General features: G+C 60.1%; 20 protein-coding genes and 4 pseudogenes. 4 read left to right on the forward strand and 20 right to left on the reverse strand.

From position 1 onward, the window contains the following. The first annotated feature begins 158 nt into the window (after positions 1-158). Both FJ972_RS30310 and FJ972_RS29030 read left to right on the forward strand, forming a co-directional pair. A complete protein-coding gene (locus tag FJ972_RS30310; RefSeq protein WP_210239480.1) occupies positions 159-623 on the forward strand; it encodes a metalloregulator ArsR/SmtB family transcription factor in 465 nt (154 codons plus the stop codon). Positions 624-691: 68 nt separating this feature from the next. Then, positions 692-1,135, forward strand: a complete 444-nt coding sequence (locus FJ972_RS29030; protein WP_140522777.1) for a hypothetical protein — start codon at positions 692-694, stop codon at positions 1,133-1,135. 661 nt (positions 1,136-1,796) lie between these two features. On the opposite strand, the gene FJ972_RS29035 is transcribed toward FJ972_RS29030, so the two are convergent. From FJ972_RS29035 to leuC, 7 genes are read right to left on the reverse strand one after another with little or no spacing between them, the layout of a single operon-like run. Beyond that, the gene (locus tag FJ972_RS29035; protein WP_140522775.1) at positions 1,797-2,627 is read right to left on the reverse strand and encodes an ABC transporter permease; all 831 of its coding nucleotides are present in this window, start codon (positions 2,625-2,627) and stop codon (positions 1,797-1,799) included. Then, on the reverse strand, positions 2,624-3,376 hold the full coding sequence (locus FJ972_RS29040) for an ABC transporter permease (RefSeq protein WP_140522773.1): 753 nt from the start codon (positions 3,374-3,376) through the stop codon (positions 2,624-2,626). Before FJ972_RS29040 ends, FJ972_RS29035 begins: the two co-directional genes overlap by 4 nt. Further along, positions 3,373-4,191 carry an ABC transporter ATP-binding protein gene (locus tag FJ972_RS29045; protein WP_140522772.1) on the reverse strand — a complete coding sequence of 273 codons (819 nt, stop codon included), beginning with the start codon at positions 4,189-4,191 and terminating at the stop codon, positions 3,373-3,375. Before FJ972_RS29045 ends, FJ972_RS29040 begins: the two co-directional genes overlap by 4 nt. Next, complete coding sequence (locus tag FJ972_RS29050) at positions 4,188-5,237, reverse strand: ABC transporter substrate-binding protein (protein WP_140522770.1); 1,050 nt, start codon at positions 5,235-5,237, stop codon at positions 4,188-4,190. Before FJ972_RS29050 ends, FJ972_RS29045 begins: the two co-directional genes overlap by 4 nt. A gap of 57 nt (positions 5,238-5,294) precedes the next feature. After that, a complete protein-coding gene (locus FJ972_RS29055; protein WP_181165395.1) occupies positions 5,295-6,173 on the reverse strand; it encodes an isocitrate lyase/PEP mutase family protein in 879 nt (292 codons plus the stop codon). Continuing rightward, the gene (gene leuD, locus FJ972_RS29060; protein ID WP_140522766.1) at positions 6,170-6,808 is read right to left on the reverse strand and encodes a 3-isopropylmalate dehydratase small subunit; all 639 of its coding nucleotides are present in this window, start codon (positions 6,806-6,808) and stop codon (positions 6,170-6,172) included. Before leuD ends, FJ972_RS29055 begins: the two co-directional genes overlap by 4 nt. Further along, positions 6,805-8,292 (reverse strand): 3-isopropylmalate dehydratase large subunit, encoded by a 1,488-nt coding sequence (gene leuC, locus FJ972_RS29065; protein WP_140522764.1) that lies wholly within the window; start codon positions 8,290-8,292, stop codon positions 6,805-6,807. Before leuC ends, leuD begins: the two co-directional genes overlap by 4 nt. 170 nt (positions 8,293-8,462) lie before the next feature. Between leuC and gcvA the strand changes: the two genes are divergently transcribed. Further along, positions 8,463-9,377, forward strand: coding sequence for a transcriptional regulator GcvA (gene gcvA / locus FJ972_RS29070; protein WP_140522762.1), 915 nt, complete (start codon positions 8,463-8,465; stop codon positions 9,375-9,377). A gap of 169 nt (positions 9,378-9,546) precedes the next feature. Here gcvA and FJ972_RS29075 read toward each other — a convergent pair. From FJ972_RS29075 to FJ972_RS29120, 10 genes and pseudogenes are all read right to left on the reverse strand, one after another. Then, positions 9,547-9,663, reverse strand: a pseudogene (locus FJ972_RS29075) (DUF4158 domain-containing protein); the annotation flags it as partial. Continuing rightward, on the reverse strand, positions 9,653-9,847 hold the full coding sequence (locus FJ972_RS29080) for a hypothetical protein (protein WP_224680311.1): 195 nt from the start codon (positions 9,845-9,847) through the stop codon (positions 9,653-9,655). The pseudogene FJ972_RS29075 and the gene FJ972_RS29080, both read right to left, overlap by 11 nt. Positions 9,848-9,901: 54 nt before the next feature. Continuing rightward, a pseudogene (locus FJ972_RS30405) lies at positions 9,902-10,165 on the reverse strand (Rid family hydrolase); the annotation flags it as partial. Between the two features lie 141 nt (positions 10,166-10,306). Then, entirely contained in the window at positions 10,307-10,657 is a 351-nt protein-coding gene (locus FJ972_RS29090; protein WP_140522758.1) for a DUF2200 domain-containing protein, read from the reverse strand. Between the two features lie 796 nt (positions 10,658-11,453). Then, positions 11,454-12,146, reverse strand: coding sequence for a hypothetical protein (locus tag FJ972_RS29095; RefSeq protein WP_140522756.1), 693 nt, complete (start codon positions 12,144-12,146; stop codon positions 11,454-11,456). Positions 12,147-12,193: 47 nt separating this feature from the next. Then, entirely contained in the window at positions 12,194-12,559 is a 366-nt protein-coding gene (locus FJ972_RS29100) for a hypothetical protein (RefSeq protein ID WP_140522754.1), read from the reverse strand. 13 nt (positions 12,560-12,572) lie between these two features. Continuing rightward, positions 12,573-15,032, reverse strand: a complete 2,460-nt coding sequence (locus FJ972_RS29105) for a lysozyme inhibitor LprI family protein (RefSeq protein WP_140522752.1) — start codon at positions 15,030-15,032, stop codon at positions 12,573-12,575. Between the two features lie 461 nt (positions 15,033-15,493). Next, positions 15,494-15,964: pseudogene (locus FJ972_RS29110) on the reverse strand (cupin domain-containing protein). 179 nt (positions 15,965-16,143) lie between these two features. Next, positions 16,144-16,750: pseudogene (locus tag FJ972_RS29115) on the reverse strand (molybdopterin-dependent oxidoreductase); the annotation flags it as partial. Positions 16,751-17,019: 269 nt separating this feature from the next. Beyond that, entirely contained in the window at positions 17,020-17,262 is a 243-nt protein-coding gene (locus FJ972_RS29120) for a hypothetical protein (protein WP_140522750.1), read from the reverse strand. Positions 17,263-17,603: 341 nt separating this feature from the next. On the opposite strand from FJ972_RS29120, the gene FJ972_RS29125 reads away from it, so the two are divergent. Then, entirely contained in the window at positions 17,604-18,017 is a 414-nt protein-coding gene (locus tag FJ972_RS29125) for a hypothetical protein (protein WP_140501470.1), read from the forward strand. Between the two features lie 71 nt (positions 18,018-18,088). Here the strand turns inward: FJ972_RS29125 and FJ972_RS29130 are convergent, their stop codons facing one another. From FJ972_RS29130 to FJ972_RS29140, 3 genes are all read right to left on the reverse strand, one after another. Further along, positions 18,089-19,363 (reverse strand): MFS transporter, encoded by a 1,275-nt coding sequence (locus FJ972_RS29130; RefSeq protein ID WP_224656239.1) that lies wholly within the window; start codon positions 19,361-19,363, stop codon positions 18,089-18,091. A gap of 153 nt (positions 19,364-19,516) precedes the next feature. Continuing rightward, positions 19,517-19,918: a hypothetical protein gene (locus tag FJ972_RS29135; RefSeq protein WP_140522749.1), complete on the reverse strand. Its 402-nt coding sequence runs from the start codon at positions 19,916-19,918 to the stop codon at positions 19,517-19,519. Positions 19,919-20,309: 391 nt separating this feature from the next. Continuing rightward, positions 20,310-20,492, reverse strand: coding sequence for a hypothetical protein (locus FJ972_RS29140; protein ID WP_224656240.1), 183 nt, complete (start codon positions 20,490-20,492; stop codon positions 20,310-20,312). Positions 20,493-20,770 lie beyond the last annotated feature (278 nt).

The following is a 20,770-nucleotide window of genomic DNA, read 5'->3' on the forward strand; positions in this document are numbered from 1 at the left end:
GCCATCCTTCTTTGCCGTCCGCCATCGGCGGTCAGCCTTGTCTCCCGCCCCTGTAGCCCCGATCGAATTCGTTTCGTCATTTAGGTAATCAGCTTATCGTCAATGCGTCAACAATTAATTGATTGCCTAATCGACTTGCTGTCGTGTAGCATTGTCGTATGTCCATCCAACTCATCTTTGAGGCGCTGTCCTCGCCGGTACGCCGCAAGATCCTTGCCTATGTTGCGCATCACGAACTAAGCGCGGGTGACATCGCCGGGCGCTTCGACATGTCGAAGCCGTCGATCTCGCAGCATTTGCAATTGCTTGAGCATGCCGGCCTGGTGTTGAGCGAAAAGCGCGGCAAGTTCGTCTATTACCGCCAGGCGCCTAACACGCTGGCCTCGACGTTAACCGGCTTTGTGCAGGAGATCTGCCCGGTAGGCCGGCCGATCCGCCGCGAGAGCAAGGCACTGGCCAGGAAGGCAAAGGCGCCCGGCGCCAAGGATCAGCAAGTCGCCAAAATCCCGGTGGCAAAGGCCTCAGCCGCGAAGAGCTTGGCTGCAAAGGCCAAGGCGACGGCATCCGCGCCGCCGAAACGCGCAAGGCCCAGAACCAACAAGGTCAAGGAAAGGACTGCCTGATTGCCGCTGTCAATCCTGAATAGGGCCGGCGCGGCTGTGAATGGGCGGGCAGCAGAAAGGAGAGAACCATGCTTATGACCAGATCGGTCATGCTGAAAAGGCAATCCAGCTCGGACAGCCATCGCCGCGCCGGGGCTAAGCGTTCGCTCGCGGTCCTTGTCGCACTGGCGTCGTTCCTGCCGGCAGCCGTCCAAGCCAAGATGCCGAACGACTTCCTCGGCAAATGGTCGACCGATCCGCTGCGCTGCGAGCAGGAGAACGGGGAAGTCGATGTGCTGGAGGTTCTGCCGTCGGGATTGACCTTTTATGAGGTCGGCTGCGAATTCGGCGAACCGCACGTTGACGGAAAAACGCTGCGCGTTGCCGCCCAATGCTACAAGGGCGGCAGCCCGATGAGCGCAGGCACGGTCGAGCTCTCGCGTTCGGAGCCCAACAGGATAAGCCTGTCCCTGCACGGCTTTTCCTGGTCGTCCGATGATCCGGAAACATTCCAGCGCTGCCGCGCGCGATGAGCCGGATGAAATTGCGCTTCGCCTGACCGCCCTTGCCCGGAGAACTGTGGAGAAGTAATCTCCAAGCCCAGATCCTCATCACAGAGGCGATCAAGGCGAGCGCATCGTCCGTCGCCGGCTTCAAGGAAAGCCAGCGAGGTTTCGGAACATCAAGGCACCGCGGCGAAGGATGATTTGAAGATCCGGCCGCGACATGTCCGCAATGGCACTCGGCCGCACTCTCAAGCTCTTCGGCGAGAGATTCTCGGGTCATGGCACCGTTTGGCCGTACTGAAGACGACAGGGCCAGCGACATCTTTCTGAGTCCTACAAACGGCTGGTGCCGAATACAGTCGCCTTGTGCTCGTCCATCATCCAATCGACTGGCTCTTTGACGGAGGCGCTGTGAACGATGCTTTGACCTCTCGTGCAATCCTGCACCTCTTCGGCCACAAGCACAGACACCGTGCCGTGATGGAGGCAGTATATCCGCCTTGGAGCGGGCGCGGTGAAGCCTTCGCGGCACGACCAGCCGTACGATCCTGGCTACAACCTCATCCGTCTCGAATGCGGCGTTTCGGCTGTCTTATCGGCGAGCACTTCCATGGTTGCGCCGGGTCGTTTCTGAAGAGCCAAGCTCGACAAAGATTGCACGCTCAAAACAAAAAGATCCGGGGCTTAGCTAGGCGCGTCCATAAAGCCGCTGGTTGAGATAAAGCAGCAGGCTACTGGAGACGCCCGCAATGACGACGAGCAGGAAAGTGAGCGCCATGATGAGGTCTATGTTGTGCAAGCCGATTGCGTTCATCAGGAGGAAACCGAGGCCGCGCTGTGAGGCGAACATCTCGCCGAGCAGCGTCCCGATCAGCGTCAGCGAAAAGCCAATCCGGATGCCGGCGAAGATCTCCGGCATGGCGGCCGGCAGGACGATGCGCGCGATCATGTCGGCAGGGTTCAGGCGCATGACGTGCCCGGTCTTGACGTAAACGCGCTTGACGTTTCGCACTGCATTGATCGTGAAGAGTGCGATAGGAATGACGCCGTGGATCGTGCCGAATGCGACCTTCGCCGACATGCCAAGCCCAAAGGCGAGCAGCAGGATCGGGTAGAGCGTGATCTTGGGGATCGAATAGACTGCGACGAGCATGGGCTCGAGAACCTCGGCGATGGCGCCGTTCAGGCCAAGCGTGAAACCGATCGCGAGGCCGATGACGACCGCCAACAGGAGCGCGAGGCCGAAGGCCTGGGCGGTCTCGGTAAGATGAACCCAGAACTGCCCGGTTGTGACGAGATGGGCCGTGAAGCCGAGCGTCTCGAGCGGCGAGCGCAGCGCGACCTCTCCCACGATCCAATAGAGGATCTGCCAGAAGACGAGCAGCGCGACAACGAGGGTGACGCCGTTGCGCAGGCCGTCGGGAATATGGAAGTCCTGTGCGGCTGACCGGGTCTCGGTCGACGCAACCGTATCGACCTTGCCGGAGACGACCGCGTTGAGAGGCAGTTTGCTGCTCATCGAAGCCCCCGCCGGTTCATGAGCTTCTTCTCCCAGCGGGCGAGAAGCGCGTTGATGGTGATCGAAACGATCAGGATCAGCAGAATGAGCGGATACATGATCGCATTGTCGAAGTTGTTGTAGGCGAAGCTGATCTCGTAGCCCATCCCCCCCGTCGACATGATGAATTCGGCGCCGATGATGCCGATCAGCGAATAGGCGACGGCGAGTTTGGCCCCCGTGAGGATATAAGGTGCTGCACAAGGCAGGGTGATGCGCCACGCGGTCTCGACCGCAGACATATGGCCCATCTTGGCGGTCTTGAGGAACACCCGCGGCACCCGGTCCAGGCCATTCAACGTATTCACGATGACAGCGACGACGCCCAGCATGGTTCCGATGAAGATCTGCGGTGCGTCACCAAGCCCGAAGAGGATAATCAGGAGCGGGTAGAAAGCAAAGACCGGGATCGCATAGTAGGTCGCGAAGACCAGGTCGAGTGTGTCGCGCACACGCTCGAACTGATGGATGACGATAGCACTCGCGACCCCGGTGACAACGGCAATGACGAAGGCGATTGCGGCGTTGCCCAACGTCTTGGCAATCGCGGCATTGAGCGCGCCCGAGGCCAACATCTTGACGAGATCGATGACGATGCGGTGCGGCGGCTGCATCGTGAGGTGGGGGATGACCCCAACAAAGCACAAGACTTCGAGCAGGCCGACGAAGCCGACGACGATACCGATCCGCCAGAATGTGGCGCTCTTCATGCCGCCCCCTCCATCTTGCCGATCGCCTTGAGCGATTCCTCGCGCAGCGAACGCCAGAGCCGGGCTGTAATTGTCCCGAAGCGCTCCTCCTGCACGATGCGGCTGTCGCGATCCTTCGGCCAGTCCGTTTTAACGATATCGATGAGCCGTCCGGGTCGGGCCGACATCACCCCGATGCGATCGGCAAGCATGGCGGCTTCATCGAGCGCATGGGTGATGAGGAAGACCGTCGCGCCGGTCTTGCGCCAGAGGTTCAGCACCTCATCGCCCATCAGGAGGCGGGTTTGCTGGTCGAGCGCGCCGAACGGTTCGTCAAGCAGAATGAGCCGCGGCTCCGTCACTAGCGTCCGGGCGATGCATACGCGTTGGCGCATACCTCCAGACAACTGGGCAGGATAGCTCTTGGCAAAGAATGTGAGCCCCATCATCGCGAGCGCCCGCGCGATCCGTTCTTCGCGCTCCTGATGCGAAATCTTCATGCGCCGCAGCCCGAAGGCAATATTGTCGGCGACCGTAAGCCAGGGGAAGGAGGCATCTTCCTGGAAGACGACGCCGACGCCATCCGGTATCTGGCCGGCGATCGGCCGGCCTTCGAAGGTGACTTCGCCGCGGGTCGCGGTCGAAAGTCCCGCGACGAGTTCCAGTAGGGTAGATTTGCCGCAGCCGGACGGCCCCACCACGGCGAAGAATTCGCCCTGCTTCAACTCAAGATCGATCGCGCCGAGTGCGTGAACGGTGTCACCCGGCCGTCCCGGCCGGGTGAACACCTTGTCTACGCCGCGCAGCGCGACCTGTGCGCTTTGCGAAATGGTCATTTCAATTCCTTGATATCGTCTGGCAGGAACTGGGTATCGATTATTGCCTTGAGGTCGACGTCGCCGCTCAGGGCGCCGATCATCTTCTGCACCTCGACGGACTTCTCTAGCCCGTCCAGGTGGATCTGCCCCGTGCCCCAATATTCGATGCCGTTGGTACGGCTGTCCACGAGGTTCTTGACCGCGCTGCGCGCTACTTCTGGCTCGAGATTATACACCTTGGCGATGATGTCGCCTGCCTCATCGGGATTCTGCGCCATGAACTCCACCGCGCGACGGCGGGCGCGGATCACCGCCTTGATGAAATCGCCCTTTTTCTCGGCCGCCGAGCCAGCAGCGGCACCGAGCACATTGGCGATGGGCGGCAGCAGATCGGAGGCCTTGGCGATAGGCCGATACTTGTCCTTGAACTTCGACCACAGCGGTTCTGGAATGGGCGCGACGTCGACAAGCCCGGTGTCCAGCGCCGCAACGCCTTCGCCGAAACCGCCAGTCTTCACGAGCTCGGCGTCTTCAGTCTTGAGGCCGCCAGCCTGCAAGACCAGCGCTGCCAAGCCTTGGCTGGTGGAGCGAGGGTTGGTAAAAGCGATCTTCTTGCCCTTCAGGTCCTTGACCGATTGGATCGGCGAATCCGGCTTCACTGCCCAGATGAATTCTGCAACTGTCAGCACGTTGTCGCTGATGATCTTGATATCGGCGCCCTGCTGGATCGCCGCGATGATGGCATTCGGATTGACTTCCGCATATGGCGCGTCGCCAGCGAGCATATTGCGCAGCGTCGTGCCGCCGCCGGCCGAGGAAAGGATGCCTGTAACGTCGGCGCCCTCTTCCTTGAAGAAGCCCTTCTCCATGGCCACGGCAAAAGGCATTCCGTTTGCCGAGACGCCGTAGTTGCTCACAACGATCTGTTCGGCTTGCGCCGTGCCCGCCAGCGCCAGGCTGGCCGCAGCGAGAACCGCTAGACGCGAGAATGCATTCGATACTTTCATAAGTTCCTCCCTTTTCAATTCTCCGGGCGTCGCTAAGCCCGTGACTCTCTTTGCCATGCCAAGGCCACTGCTTGCGCGGCATTCATACCCTCGGAAAGGCGACTCCAGTACGTCCTACCTCGCCCCGGGAGTTTCGATCGCCCGCCAGTGGTCGAGATTGACTGCCTGATCCAGGATCCCGCGCACGGCCACGCCGTTGGCGAGCGGCTGCAGTGTTTCCGTCCCCTCGGCATGGCGCCGCAGCGCGGAGACTGCCTGCTGCATGACCGCGACCACGCGAAAGATGATGCTTGCCGGAAAGGACACCTGCGTAAAGCCCATGGCGCCGAGTTCGGCGGGGCTTAGCCAGGGCGTATCGCCGCCCTCGAACATGGCAGCCGACAGATAGGCGCCCTTGAAGGCGGCACCAACCTTCCGGTAATCCGCTTCGGTGCGGAGCCCCGCGATGAAGATGCCGTCAGCTCCCACGGAAAGAAAGCGTTCCGCCCTGTGCATAGCCGCGTCGAGGCCGAGCGGGCCATAGGCGTCCGTGCGGCCAATGATAAAAGTCTCGGGATACCTCCGTGCACCGAGGGCGGTACGAAGCTTCGCCTCGATCACCGCTTCCTCGACCACCGCGGCCGCCTTGTCGGCACGCTGCTGCTTATGGTCACGACTCTGGTCTTCCAGGAGAAGTCCGCGAACGCCGATCGCTTCATAAGCGGCGATCGTACGCGCCACGCTCTTCACGTCGCCATAACCGTCATCGGCGTCGGCAAAGAAGGGCAGCGATGATGCAGCCGCGATATCGCGAATGCCCTCGACCATGTCGGTCAGCCCGATCAGTCCAATGTCGGGATAGGCATGGCGGGCGGCGAGCAACGCCGATCCGCCTATGGCGAAGGCCTTGAAGCCGGCCTGTTCGATCAGCCTGGCGGAGAGCGCGTCATGTGCTAGCGGCGTAACGAGCGGCGTCTCCTGTGCCAGCGCCTCACGGATGGTCGTACGCGTCATGTGTTCCATTCCCCTTCCACGGGCCGGTAGATCCAGCCGCGACCTGTCTTGCCGGCGGCATAATAAGCCTCGATCTCGGCGGCGTGGCGAAGCGTCGTGTCGATTTCATCGTCGCCACGCACCAACGCCTCAGCGCGCATCGCCGGCACCCGGAAAGCGTAGATGTGCCCGTCCGGCGCAGCGATCTCCGACATCGTCAGATCGACCGTGAACACTGGGTTGCTGGGACGGCTCTCGACCGTTGCGGCCAGCGCGGCGAATGTCTCTGCGTCGATCAAGCCGGCAAGCAGGCCATTGCGAAAACTGTTCTCGTAGAAGATGTCGGCGAAGCTCGGCGCCAGCACGCAACGGATGCCGAACTGCTGCAATGCCCAGACGGCCGCCTCGCGTGAGCTTCCACAGCCGAAGTTCTCGTCCGCCAGGAGAATGCTTGCAGCGCGGAACGGCGGCCGGTTGAGCACGAAATCCGGCCGTTCGCGGCCGGCCTCATCATAGCGATGGCCGCCGAAGAGGCCTTTGCCGAGGTCGGCCATCGCGGACCGCAGATAGGCCGACGGGATAATCGCGTCCGTGTTGACGTTGCTCAGCGGCATCACTGCCACCACGCCATTGACACTGGCGAAGGGCTCTCTCATGCATTCCCCTTACGGACATCGGTGATGTGACCAGCGAGCGCCGCAGCGGCGACCATGGCGGGGCTCGCAAGATGGGTGCGACTGCGCGGCCCCTGCCGGTTCTCGAAATTGCGGTTACTGGTCGCCATGCAGCGCAGGCCCGGACCGACCACATCCTCATTAATGCTTACGCACATGGAACAACCCGCATCGCGCCACTCGAAGCCCGCTTCACGGAAGATGTGGTGCAGGCCCTTGTCTTCGGCTGCGCGTTTCACCGACATGGAGCCCGGCACGACGAGCGCGCGAACATTCGGAGCGACTTTCCGCCCGCGCACGACGGCCGCCGCCGCTTCGAGATCCGCAAGACGTGAGTTCGTGCAGGAGCCTATGAAGGCGATGTCGATCGGGATACCCTCGAGTGAACTGCCAGGCTCGATCCCCATGTAGCGAATTGCGGCAGCAGCGAGTTCGCGGCGCTTCACATCGGCAAAGGAGGCGGGGTAGGGGACATGCCCGTCGATGCCCGTGACGTCTTGCGGCGTCGTTCCCCAGGTAACCTGTGGAACGATCTTGTCGCAATCGATGGTGACGTCGCGATCGAAGACGGCGTCCGCCTCTGTCCGCAGCGTTCGCCAATAGGCCAGCGCGAGCTCGAAATCCGCCTCGGCGGGTGCGAATTCGCGGCCACGGACATAGTCGAAGGTCGTTTCGTCAGGGGCTATGAGGCCGAGGCGCGCACCGAACTCGATCGACATGTTGCAGAGTGTCAGCCGCGACTCTGCGGAGAGCGCCCGCACCGCCGGCCCCGCGTATTCGACCGCCGCCCCGCGACCTGCGGCGATGCCGTATTCGCCGATGGTGCGCAGGATCATGTCCTTGGCGGTTACGCCCGGCCCGAGCGTACCCTCGTAGGAGACACGCATGGTCTCCGGCCGCGCGAGCGCAAGCGTCTGCGTCGCGAGCACATGCTCGACCTCGCTGGTGCCGACACCGATGCCAAGCGCGCCGATCCCTCCGACGGTGGAGGTGTGGCTGTCGCCGCAGGCCAGCACGCTGCCCGGCAGTGCAACTCCCAGTTCCGGCGCAATCACGTGCACGATGCCTTGGCGCGGATCGCCGACGCCGAAGTGGCGGATGTGGTGCCGATACGCATTCGTCCGCATCAGGGAAAGGAGCTCGCGGCCTTCCGGATTGGTGTTCTCGGTACGACCCGGCGCCGTGGAGATGATGTGGTCCTGGGTTGCAAGGGTAAGCTCCGGATGACGCACTTGCCGTCCGGTTTTTTCCAAACCCGCGAAAGCGGCGGCGCACGTCGTCTCCTGCAGCACGTGCCGGTCGACGAAGATGAGGTCGCGCCCGTCATCCAACTGCCGAACGAGATGGGCGGTCCAGATCTTCTCGAAGACGGTCTTCGGCCCAGTGGAGGAGGCCGAAGCTCGCGCCGAAGACGTTGCAACGGCTGCTAAGCCATCTGCTTGCGTCGGCGGCGCGTGAACTGGCATGACTTTTCCTCCCACATGAGTCGTGAAACCCGCGACTTCTGGCTTTTGGCTCCGCCCGGTGTTCGCGCAATAATGCGTCCGTTAGAGTAGATTTCTGCTGACGGTAACCTCCTCCGGCCCTAGGGTACACCCACAATTTACTCTTTTGCCATCAGGAAAAGGCATAGCACATGTCGCGCCGACTTCCTCCCTTGAATGCCTTGCGCGCCTTTGAGGCGACGGCGCGCAACGGCAGCCTGACACGCGCCGCCCAGGAACTCTCAGTGACCCAGGGTGCGGTCAGCCGCCATCTGCACCAGCTTGAGAACTGGCTCGGCACAACCTTGTGCCTACGGCTCAGGCGCGGAGTAGAGACGACGTCCGAGGGGGCGGCTCTGGCTGCTGTGCTGCGCGTCGCCTTCGACCAGATCGAGGCGCAGACGCGGCGCATTCAGGAAAAACCGGAAGGCAACAGATTGCGCATCAAGCTGCCCCCGACCTTCGCCATCCGCTGGTTCGTGCCGCGGCTCGCCCGTTTTCACGCACTCAATCGGGATGTGGACGTGCAGATCACTACTTCGCACCAGCAGGTCGATTTCGATCGCGAGGAGATAGACGTCTGCATCCATTCCGGCTCGGAGCCTCCACCGGGCCTCTATTGCAGGCGATTGTTCGGGGAGATCGTGCTGCCGGTCTGCAGCCCTGGCCTGATTGGCAGCTCATCGCCTCTCGTCGAGCCGAAGGATCTGGTCCGTTACGTCCTGCTCTGTTCGATGCACAGACCGGATGACTGGCCTGCCTGGCTTCATGCCGCTGGCGTGACGACGGTCGACGGCAATAGCGGCCTCAAATTCGAGAATTCGGCGCTCGCCTACCAGGCGGCTACCGATGAACTCGGCATCGTGATGGCGCAGCGCGCCTTCGTCGAGGACGATCTGCGCACGGGACGCCTGATCGCACCCTTCGGTTTGAGAGTGCCGACGCAGGGCGCTTACTATCTGGTGTATCCGCGCGCGACGCGGCGGACGCTCCTGATCCGCACTTTCGAAAACTGGATTGTGCAGCAGGCGACCGAGTTGGAAGAGGCCGCCGATGGAGCTCGTTGAAGTCGGTGACTTGCTTGAGGTTGGGTGGCGCCGGTCGCAGGGGTTTTGAAATGTGTGGCGCGACCCGATCAATCGCACCGTTTGCCCGTGGCTGTCGGTCCCGGATTTGTGCTGGCTCGAACATTTCCAAAGCCGCTCGCGTAGCCGACCGGACTTGCATCTATTTGCCGGCAACATAGTCGAGCATCGCTTTCGGTGGAACCTCATTAGGGGCCAGTGGCCGGCCGGGGTAGCGCATTAGGCAAAGTTGGATGGCAAAGCCGAGTTGATTGGGTTCACGGCGCCGTAGCTGGTTTTCCAGCAAATCGGCCGGGCGAAAGAGAATAGTGGCGGATCATGCCAGCCGTCGCGACTCGCTGATCGGGCGCATGAATCTGGGCCAGAAGCTCACCGACGATGCTGTGACGATGTTCATCAAACTGATGAGTCGGCTGTTCTCGCAAGCTAATAACCGCAAGAAGCAGCGGCACGTTGGCGGATGGCCTCATGCCTGCTGCAATCGATGCACGCACCCCATGTAGTCGTCAGCCGAGGTGAACTGCCAGTCTATTTTCCGGCTCTTCCGGTCGCCGACGCCGATAGGCTGTGATCTCTATCTCGACTTTCAGTTCGGGCTTTCCCAAAGGCATACACAGTGTCGTGTTTGCTGGATGGATACCGCGGAACTTTTCGGCCACAAGCCGGTTGACGATCTCCTTGTCCTGACGATCGGGCACAAAGACGTGTACGACGACGACATCCTTCGGAGAGGTCCCGACCGAAGCAAGCGCGCCTTCTATATTGAAGAACGCATGCTCGGCACTTCACTCTTGGGCCGTTGCGGGGTTCCCCATCGGCCGAGACGTGGGGCTCGGCCGCAGGAGACGGCATTCCCCTTGCGCATCCGCCGAGGTTTGATCTGCGTCGGGTCGAAAACCGCTTTGCGCGAACTATGCGCGGAGTATCTTGTCCATCACTTTGCCCTTGGCGAGCTCATCGACCATTTTGTCTAAATATCGGATCTCCCGCATTGTGGGTTCTTCGATAGTTTCGATCCGGACTCCGCAAACGACGCCGGTTATCATGGACCTCGATGGATTCATTTTGGGCGCTTGTGCGAAGAAGTCCTCATAGGTCGTCTTTTTCTCAATTTGGCCATTGAGCGCTTTTTGCGAGTAACCTGTCAGCCAACGAATTACCTCGTCGACGTCAGCCTTTGTGCGGCCGTTCTTCTCCGCCTTGGCGACGAGAAGGGGATACACCTTGGCGAAGCTCATCGAATAGATGCGGTGTTTCGTCATTCATCGCCCTCTTGGTGCCAAGTGGTATTTTAGATCATCCCGACGAGGCGCAGGAAACGATAAGTTCACGGCGTGTCGTAGCAGCCTGTTCTTCGGGCGCAAGGTGCCCGCAATCCTTAATAGTGGCGCAGCGGATGCTGCGAATGCCAACGCTACGAAAAGCCGTCGATATAACGATTGATGTCGCCAGGCTCATCCGCGCCGCGAATGTAAAGCAGCGGTGTTTCGACAAAATCTTGAGCTTCTCCCCCCGCCCTGTTCTGGGCAGCTGCGGTGAGAATGCGCGACTACCAATCAAATCCGACGCGAAGGGCATCTGGTCTTGCATAGGCCGCGCATAAAGCGTGGTCAGGGGCAGGTCCCGCCATCGACGTAGATAAGCCCGACATCGGCTGGAGTGGCACGCGCCGTCAAGTGGAGCGTGGATGAGCTGCTCGATGCCGACAGCCGACCTCTCGCTTGCGGCCCCTAATTTCACCTTGACGGAAGAATCGCTCAGTTTTCAGACCCGGACGGAAGTCGCATCATTCTTGCGGAGCCACCCTCGAGGCTTTTCAAAAGATAACAAGCCCGAAGCGCGCCCTCTCATCAGAACGATAACCATTGCGGTGTTCGGACGTTGTGGCCCACTGGCGGGAGAGGTGCTCTCATCGGACCGATCGGGCAAAGCGGAGTTGCTCCGGCTAGAGGAACTGCCCTATGATCCGGTGCGGGGATGGCCGACGGGAATCGGCGGCTGGTTTGTCCGGGCCGGCATGAACCGCTGCAATGCCCGGCTGAACAGCTACGCTTTCGATCAATTGCAGTTGGTTCCGGAAGATCGGGTCGTGGAAGTCGGATTCGGCGGTGGGACGGTACTGCCCCGGCTTCTCCGGGACGCAGTATTCGTCTGCTCCTTGCAGAAATAGATGATTGCTCCAAGAATTTGTCCTTCCGCACCCAAGGCCCATGCCGTCTTGTCATCACCCAACGCGTCCGGGATCGCGCCGTCAGTGGTAACGAGCTTCTCGTTCAGACAGCCAGCATAGGCGTCATCGCCCTCGGAAGTGACGCGCGCCAGCTGAGTATTCACCGCGATCGTGGCAGCACCCAGCCTGGCGGCATCGTCCTGGTACTCGGAATGGAAAGCGTCGGTAGGATGAACGCTCACGTTATCGCGCGCCAGGTCGGGGTATGCCGCCAGCGCGGCCGGATTGCACGTTTCGGAAATCGCCTCAACGATGGACTGTTCGACGCCGGTTTTTGCGGGGGTGATTGTCGAATAAAGCTTGATTTTGAAGGCATCGTAGACGGGCAGGAAGGCCGGGCCGTGCTTCACAAAGTTCTTCTCGATACAGCCGGCCAGCTTTCCGTTCTGGAGCCGCGCGCTGCGCAAAACCTCTGTAGAGAATGCGATCTGAAGATCGGTATCCTGCCTGCGGTAGTTGACAAAGAAGTCGTAGAGGGATGTCGCCCGTGCCGGCGCAAGCGACATGCCAACCGACAGCATGGCAACTATCAGTCGCGCGGCCAATGTACCAGAAGAACAAGGTGGTGCTACTGCTGGCACTTTCTTAGATCCTCACTGACGCTCGGCAGAAGGTTGACCACGGTCGAGTAGTTCCGGCGCGGATCGGACTTCAGGTAAGCGCCTTCAACCGCAGTCAACCGCTGTTCAAGAATAGGACCTGCGCAAGCACAATAAGGCGCCGTCTCGGGTTGGTTTGCAGGTAGGGCCTTCGTACACATCTCGGCTACGCCCAGTTTATCATTTGGAATTCCGCTTGTCGGGTCTGCGAGGAATTCCTCGGCATTTGCAAAAAAGGTTTGCATGTCGGGGTCTTTACAGGAAATGTCGGTGACGAGTTGTCCATCGGCCTCGGCGCGATCCTGAGCGGCCGCGTCTCGGACCATGTCGTTCATGAACTGCCCGGGGTTATTGAGGGCTTTTCCAAGCCACTGCCCCTCCTGCAACAGGAACTCCCGGGCAGGCCTGATTGATCGGCCTGACCATCCCCACGATAGCGGCGAAGGCGTCCGCCTGATCGTTTCTGAGCGCTAAGAAATCGTGATCAAAAATCGCCCCCACAAGCTGCCGATTCTTCAACTCGGGGGAGTGGAAGATCGAAGCCACATTCTGGCCATGGCTGGCTGGTGATGTCCCGGCGACCGCGGCACTGCCCGTCGTATGGGCCGCAAACCATCCGTCGAGGCCGCGCATGTAAGCCTGCCACATGGGAGATGTCATGACGTCGGAATGGCCGGATTGGAGCTCCGCGACGGCGCTCGATATGGTCCCGATCTCGCCGATGTCCGTGGCTTGGGTCACGACGCTCGCCAGCCCGGCCACGACTTGCGGAATTACGCCGTCTATCTCCTGCGAGGCAGATTGCATGGCGGTCTTGTAGGAAGCGAATTCTGAAAATCTCCCGAGCTCGTTTTCGGTCTTGCTCTTCCACTGTTGCAGGTGGCTGAGCGAGAATATGTCCGCCCCGACGTACTCGACATGGGTGCGGCCGAGCGCGATTATCTCCGTCAAATCCGCATTGACGATCCCGATAGCGACGGTCTCAGCCGAAGCGACTTCTGCGGCTTGGTCCGCACTTCTCAGGGCGTCGATCATATCCGCAATGACGCTCAACCTGTCGAGCGGTCTTGGACTGCCTTGCTTTGCCGGTGGCTCCGCATGCACGGCGACGATTGCGATCTCCGCCTCGCGGTCGATCAGGGGCTTGAGCACGGCTTGGCGAACCTGCATCAGCACCGGCTCCAATTGCATCTCGAGCGGCGAGACATATGCCCGCAATTTCATGAAGCCATCGGCCGTCGCACTGAAATTTGCCCCAGCCTGGGCCACCTGTTTGACGCGGTTCTCCACGGTGGAGATGATCGCCAATTCGCCATCTTCGTCACCTAGATGGTTCAAGTACGGAAGTATTATTTTCACCAGCGCGGGGCTGTCGTCGAAATAGAGCGGATGAGCCAGGCACTCGCGCGCAAGCTCCGTCCATCTGAACCAGATTTCCTGGTCTCCTTTCTGTCGCGTATCCAGTGTGGTCAGCGGACGCCCCAGGAACTTCCTGGTCATCGAATCGTGGAATGCGCTGGCGATCAGCAGCTTCATGGGGGGGTCTGTCGTAATGTTCTTGGTCAGGTCGAGTTTAGGCGCGCCAGTTTGAATCTGATGCGACCACGCCAACATGCTCACGCAGAACGGAAGGCCTTGCGCCGGTACATATGCCGGATCGGCTTTAGCGTGCGAGATCGCCTGCAGGACCGCCTCAGGAAACTTCTTTCTCTGCAAACGCACCTCACAGGATGGCGCAAGATGCATCGCCAGCGTGGATCCGCCATCCTCAAGTTCCACGTTCGCGGATTTGGGAAGCGTGACGAAATCATTGTTGCGGATGATGCTCATTTCGGAGAGATCGATGGTGCCGATGGTCAGGTCGTATTTTGCTGCGTATCGCACGATCGTCTGCTGATCTCCCCGCGACATCACATAGGCGGAATTCGCCTTATCGATCGATCCAAGGACAACGAAGTCATACGTCGTATTCTTCGGCGCGCACGGCGCAGTGCCTTCCCAAATCTCCCGATCCGTAGGCTCGACAGCAACTCCGTCCTCGATCGATAGCGTGTCCGCGTTCGTAAGGGCGGGACCGGGACCAGAGGAAAGAGCACTGCCCACTAGTTCGCGCAATTGCGCCTGACGCTCAGGAGGGAAATTGGGCGCGATAAGTTGTAGGAGAGTGATGTCGCTAACAGCAATGGGATGCCCGCCGATTTCTTTCAAGGTTGTCTGCCACCAATCGTCCATTACCTTGGAATATCTTTGCTGCTGATCTGCGGTAAGGAATTGAAAATACGATCTTAACCTTATGTCGTAATTCTGGAAAAATCGGAGATCACGAATGTCCCTTGGCAATTTTTGAATCAATTGAACAAGCACGTCGGCGTTCTGAACGTAAATATCGTTTTGGCTCGGAAGCTTCAGAACCTGCTTGCGAGCGTCCCCCGCCAGTCTTGCAGCAGGTGTCGTAGACGCAGATGCCGCTGTGCTGCCTGGAACTGCCTGCGCGGTGGCACCCAGTTGGGACAGTTCGAAAATCCGCTCCCTGTACAAAGTGGAAACGCATGTCGGAGCGGTGCATTTGTTTCTCTGCTTGATCCAACGTTTCTGAGCAGCCACGAGTTCCGGTGCCTTCCGGCCGTCAATCGCTTGAAAAGCCGCGTACAGTTTCTCGTCCAGATCGGAGAGCAATGCATCAGCACAGATCATGCGCTCGACGGAAAGTCTCGCACGAGAACAATCAAAGCTTGCTCCTGCAGCCTTTTGTGGCGCATCCAAAAGGAGAGCGGCGGCTGCGACGCAGAGCGTCATAAAAATTCGCATAGCCGCCCTCCGGAAAAGTGTCGTTCCAGCACAACCACTGCCGCAACCGCCATGCCGCAGATCGGGATCGGTTGCCTGCAGAAGGATGCTCCCGCCCAAACCTCCGCGCCACCTGATACCCAGAATCCCGCAGTATCGACGTACAAATCCGATTATAGGCAAGGCAGGATAGCCTCGGTCATCTCACGTATCGACACAAGTACGCCTTTCGGAGAGCGACTCTGTCCGACGAGCGAGGCAAGCTCCCTTGTCTTGGTTTTGATCTGCGTTCGGAAACCCTGCTCTCTTGCAGCTAGTCTTGACTTCTCCGCAGCCGCGCGAGTTCTCGTCTCATTGCCAAAAATGCCCGCTTGCCCAGCGCGCGCAAGTTGTGCACTTGAGACTATCTTGGCTAGTCTCGTCAGTGCCGGCGGCGACCTCGTCTGGGTCCACACCACCCTGTCGTTTTCGAGCCTTCGTAGCTATTTCGTCTTTCGAGGATCGTCGGCCGGATTGATGTACTTTATGCCCCACGGGCCGTTAGTGGTGAGCTGGAGCACCGTCTCTTCGTCGAAATATGCAAAATGCGCCATGCCTGGCGGCAAAGCGAAGTAGCTGCCCGCAGGAATTGCTTTGACGGCGCTACGGTTGGCGGTCTCGCCCATGCCAAGATTAATGGTTCCCGATATTACTGTGTCAACTTCAAGCCCCGGATGCGTATGGGGCGCGATCGCATACCCAGCCGGCTATTTGAGCCGAAGGGCAAACGGACCTTCCTTGGCCGGATCGCCGTACAGGATTGCCAACTCTGCTCCAGCAGGAAGCGTTTTGGGGCCCGGACCCCACTTAACCTCGCTGGGAGTGGTCACAGTGTGCGCGTCCTCGGCCGAAGCAAAGGGGGCGATTGCGCAGGATATGATCCAGCCGACTGCAAGTAGCGATGCAACTTTCATGGTAGCCTCCCGTCTAGGCGGGCTACCCATTCCGGCGGCGTGCCGGGTTGGGCTCGCCAAGGTCCGCGCGTCACACCTAGGCAAGCGATTTGTCGGCTCAGTATAACCGCTGCCCTTGGCGAAAGCGCATGCGAGTCTCGCGCATGCGCTTCACCCAAGGGAATTTTCGAGCACGCTTCTCAAACGATATTGACGTGCCGCGTTACCTGGCCATTGCTCTCCCAGTATGTGTGCTTTTTTGCAATCAAAGGATCGTCCATAGCCGGTTGAACTTGCCCCTCTGTACTGACCGCCCGCGAGGTGACGCTGTGCTCCCCGGCGGAGGGCTTGGGCCAGTTGACCGACCATATCTTCCAAGCAAAGTCCGCCTTGTCCGTCTCATCGATGGCCGCCAGCATCCACGGCCCATCGTCGACTTTCACCTCAACCCGGTCGATCGGCGCGCCCCAGGCGGCCCCGACAATGCGATAGTCATTGCCGATATGAGTGACCCGGGCCGGTGCCGATTTCAGCCGCGCCCGCCCGACAGAAGTCTCCACCCATACAGTCTCGCCGTTGTGGTCCTCCTCGCGCCGTGTGACGTAGTCGCGTCCCATGAAACGGTTCTCGAAGCGCTGGTCGCGCACATCGATACGCTGTAGCCATTTCGCATTCGCGATCCCATACCAGCCAGGCGCTATAAGCCGCAACGGGAAGCCATTATCAGGCGGCAAGGGAGTCCCGTTCATCTCGTAACAAAGGATGTTTTTTGGGATCCATGGCGTCGGCCAGCGACATGCTGCGGGCGCCCCATTTGTTGTCGTGGCGAGGGTTGCGGCTCGGAATCTTCCGCATCACGCCTTACACTCGGTTTGCGGTTCAACAAGCTCCGCCACAGGCGAAATGGACAGGACGGATACGATTGAACGGCAATGACCGTGGAATCGGACCCCGCATTTCGCGTAAAAGGGGATACTCGTGTGGTTGTGTTGGAATTTCATGCGAGTGTCGTTCCAAGTACCTGAAAACGCTTCCATCCGGCCACGCTGCAAGTTGACGGCTATCTGAAGCCAGCTTTAAAAGCCATTTAGGATCCACGGATCGGTGTCGTATCCGAGGCGCGGCTTTTCCGGCGTTGTTCCATCCGGCAATTTGGCCGTGCCAGTCAAACCGCAGTCCAGATCTCTCACCGGCTTCTTGGTCGAATGCTTCGTAGAACACAGGGCCGCAGCATCACCGACCACCACTTTCTTCTCCTTGGCAAAGGCACCACCAGTCGCAGCGATCACGATCGCCGCGAAAAATATTGCTACTCTCATCGGACTTCCCCACCGGTCGCGCATCCCCGAGATGCCAAACATTACGTCAAGGCGGGCTGCTCTTCCATTTCGCGATGGCTTTTACGCTAAGCTCGTCCGCTGCCGAAACCGCACCGCGCCGCCAGTGGTGCGTCCACAGAAGCCCGCCGCCTATTGGGAGCATCGGCAACGGGGCAGATAGGCGGACCGGTGTCGAAGGGCCTGAAAAGAAAAGGCCGAATGGCTCAAGCCAGGCCTTGTCGGTCGGGTCAAATTCTTCAAGGGTGAAGAAAAAGCTTCGCCCGCGCGAAACTACTGGATTAAAGGGAGACGTGAATGGCGGTTGCGAAAGAGGTACCTGGATGACCGCCGTCGGAAAACCGGTCCTCTACCCAGTCACGGAAACGGAGTTTGTGGCGAGTCTGATCAAGCACGCCAGTGATCAGCCGACGGTACAGTTTCTGCAGTACACCTATAGGGTCCAGCAAACGCTCGACCAGGATATCGAAAATTGGGAAGAGCCCGCCGAGGGCAAGGTCGATCAAACGATCGAATGGCTCCAGGAGCGCAACACCAATCCCGACGTCGTGATCACGCCGGATAATTATCGCATCTACGCCCGGAGCCTCGCGGTAAACCTGCTTTTCGTGATCAGTAACGACCGTCCCATCCAGCAGGACCACCGGGTCGCCAATGAGAGCAAATGGGAGGAGAGGCAGCAGGGCGAATATTGGCGATGCGTGGCGATTTGCTCGACCGGCTGGCGGGAGACTTAGAGCGGCTTGCCGGCGCGGAGCATGGTGCGCGACAGCCAACTGTGCTTCCGTCCTGGCGTTCTCTTTCTGGGTCATTTTATCGACCGCGATGAGCCGTCGTTCGCGGTCGTGTAAGCGTGCGGGTTGCGTGCACCGATGACCGCGAACAAGGTGGCGAGGAGGGCAAGCCCTCCGTACCCGACGGCTATTTGCGGCAGCGAGAAAGTGTTGGACAGCTTGCCGGAGATGAGGCTGGGGAAGGCGGCGCCGCTGTAGCAGAGGAGATAGATCGCGCTGAAGATCGGTGCGCGGTCGGCTAGCGTGCTGCCGCGCAACAGACCGCGTGTCGCGGCGCTGATGGCGATGCCTTGGCCGGCGCCCGCAAGGATGGTTGCGATGATGAAAAACACAAGTGTGCCGGCGGCGATCGCCGTGATGACGCCGATCATTCCGGTCAGGAAGATGACCATTCCGACGCGTTGGGCGACCGCCGATGTGAACCGGCCGCCGATAGGAGCGCCGAGAACGCTGGGCGTCATATAGGCGGCGAACACCAATCCGAGAATGAGCGGGCTGCGGGTCTGGAGTTGATCTTCCACCAGCGCAGGCACGAACGCTTGGTAGAAGGCTCCGGTCGCCCAGGTGGCCAGGAACACCGCTGCCGCCACAGGGAGCAGATGCCTAACGTGGGCCGGTACGCCCACCCGAGGCAACAGCGATCGCCAAGCGCCCGGGGTCAGAGTTGCGGTTTCCGGGCTGATTGAGATGAGTCCACCAGACAGCAATAGAAAGCCGACGCAAACCAGATAGATGAGGTCGCGTGGCCAAGGGCCGAACTGGACCAAAGCACCGGAGGCGATGGCGCCGACAGTGAGGCCCAGCATCGGTCCCTGGCTGGAGGCGACGGAGGCCAACCATTCTGGCCTGCTGGGCGCGGCGTCGACGATGTAGGAAGTCAGGCTGCTGCTGGCCAACCCAGTGCCGACACCCACCAGGAGCCGACCGGCCAGCAGGATTTCGATGTCGCGCACATTCAGCAACAGCAGACAGCCCAGCAGCAGCAGACCGAGGCTAGCGATCGAAGTGAGCCGGCGGCCCAGATGATTGGACAGACGTCCCAGCACCAACAGTGAGGCGATAGTGCCGATGGCGTACGCCACCACGGCCATAGAGATGCCGGCGTTGGTGAACCCGTCCTCCGCCCGGTAGGTGTTGTAGAGCGGGATTGGAGCGGCCGCTACGGCAAAGGAAGCGACCAGGGACACCATGGCGGATATGAAAGCCAGCTGGCGCATTCCGCCCCGGCGAGCCTCATTGATCACTGGTGGCACGTCTTGCACCGAGCCGTGCATTTCTGCCTCACGCAATTGAGCTTTGTCCGTTCCAGGCTGCGCTGCGCGTCACTCGAGAAGATCTGCGGAAGCGATAGGCATCGATTGCAGCGAGGAACGAAACCTTCCACTAGCCGGTGCATATGGTTTTCTTAGCGGCGCAGAAGAGCGCTGCGACAATCGTCGCCCTCAAGCCGCCCTACGCCTGTCCGCTCCCAAATGCGTCGCGGCTGGCTCCTCAGGCGCGTTAAAGACCGACGTGGTGAGTAGGACAGCGGCAGCGAGGACCCAGTAGTACCAAGCGTCGAGCCCAGCAAACTTGAAGGCGAACGGTGCGATGACAAACACGACGCCAACGGCCCGGTCGACCCAAAGATGCAGCCAGTAGGGAATGATATGGACGAGCCCGGTGGGATGGTCGGTAAGGGCGGGCAAGAGTAGCGCCGCGACACCGACAACAACCGAAAGCCACACCGCGATCGGTCCGCTCTGGCCGAGCTTCAGCACAAACGGTGCTGCGATCAAGACGACAGCGACGGGATAATCGATGAGGTAGGCGTGCATAGACTTGGTGATGAAGCGGAACGACATTGGTGACTCCTATGGCTTGTTTGCTTGGGCGGGTCCTTGCGACGTGGATAGCGCATCATCTAAGAGGGCGATCACGACGCCTTACGCTAGCGGCCACTCCATGCGTCTCTCGGGTCAGCTCGGTTAATTGCACAGAGCTATCCCGAAAGGCTGACCATTAGAAATGCCGGGTTGTTATCGTTTCCATTCCAGTCGCCCGGCGCGCCATGGAAGCGTTAATGCGGCGTAGAGCGTCGGCCGACAGTAAGTGCGGAGTGCACTTCAGGCGCACGACGTGACCGTGCTTCAGACCTTACGTCATCAGCTTATTCCCTAGCCACCCCACAAGAGCCGGATCACTTGCCGCGCGTTATGCCGGGGTGCTTGCCTTCAACATTCGGCGTCGCAGCCGTCAGGCGACCTCTTCGATCACGAGGTCCCTTCCATTGAACGAGACCGTGTCACCGGCGCGCTTGCCTTCCAACTCAGCATAGATCGGCGCTTGCGTGGAGATGCCCATAATTTCGTTGCCGTCGCACGCAAATTTGGCCGTCGGCACGGCAACAACGAAAAACCGACCGTGTAGCTTCAGCATTGCGCCTTCTTCGACCTTGCTCTTTGGTCCGAAGTCTATCGTCGAGCTTCTCGATCTTGTCGGAGTGCGAGTGAACAGTGTCGTCGAAGGCTTCAGACAGGTCGCTTGCGAGCTCCGCCTGCGCTTGTTCATCGTATTCGATCGGCTCACTTCTATCCAGCCGGGCGCTCGCGACATACTCCAGGTATTTTTCTCTCGCGCTCTCGAGGTCGCGCGCCTCGAGCGACAGCATTGTTTGCTTCACGATCTGCTTATTCATCTCACGTCGTTTTAAAGGA

It is taken from the genome of Mesorhizobium sp. B2-1-1 (assembly GCF_006442975.2).
Taxonomy (GTDB): Bacteria; Pseudomonadota; Alphaproteobacteria; order Rhizobiales; family Rhizobiaceae; genus Mesorhizobium.